General features: G+C 72.6%; 2 protein-coding genes. Both read left to right on the top strand.

What is annotated here, in order from left to right; translation table 11 throughout:
* Positions 1–360 (top strand): alpha/beta hydrolase (locus tag AB0C16_RS40330; protein ID WP_357691454.1); only part of this gene is annotated, 360 nt, incomplete at its 5' end.
* On the top strand, positions 357–558 hold a 202-nt coding region (locus AB0C16_RS40335), incomplete at its 3' end, for a hypothetical protein (RefSeq protein WP_357691456.1). The genes AB0C16_RS40330 and AB0C16_RS40335, both read left to right, overlap by 4 nt.

A 558-nucleotide genomic window follows, 5' to 3' on the forward strand; every position in this document is an offset into this window, starting at 1 on the left:
CCGGGCCCCGGCGGACTGCACCCCCGCGTCGACCGGGACGTGATGGTGGCCACGGTCCAGGAGAACGCGCACCGCGACCACTGGGACGCCTGGGACCGGGTGCGGTGCCCGGTGCTGGTGGTACGGGGAGAGAACGGCACGATGAAGCCGGAGGAGGCGGAACGGATGCGGGCCCGCCACCCGGCGACACGGACCGTCGTGATCCCGGACGCCGGCCACGACGCCCATCTGGACAACACGGCCGCGGTGTACGGGGAGATGGCGGCCTTCCTGGGGGAGGTCCGGGCGGACGGACTTCGGCACGGCGGGAACGGTGAGCGCATCGTCGAACCGACCTCGCACCGAAGGACGACGTCATGACCTTGCGCTCCGACGTGGCCGAGTTGCTGGCCGGGGCCGGCATCCTCGACGTGGACATCGACGAGGCCGTGGCGGACGAGCACGTGCGCTCGTCGGCGTACCGACGCATCGTCTCGGCGACCGTTTCCTCACGGAATCGCGACGGAAGCGGGGCCCAGGGCCGGGACCGGGACCGGGCGACGGTGGCCACGATCCTGC

It is taken from the genome of Nonomuraea sp. NPDC048916 (assembly GCF_040649575.1).
Classification (GTDB): Bacteria; Actinomycetota; Actinomycetes; order Streptosporangiales; family Streptosporangiaceae; genus Nonomuraea.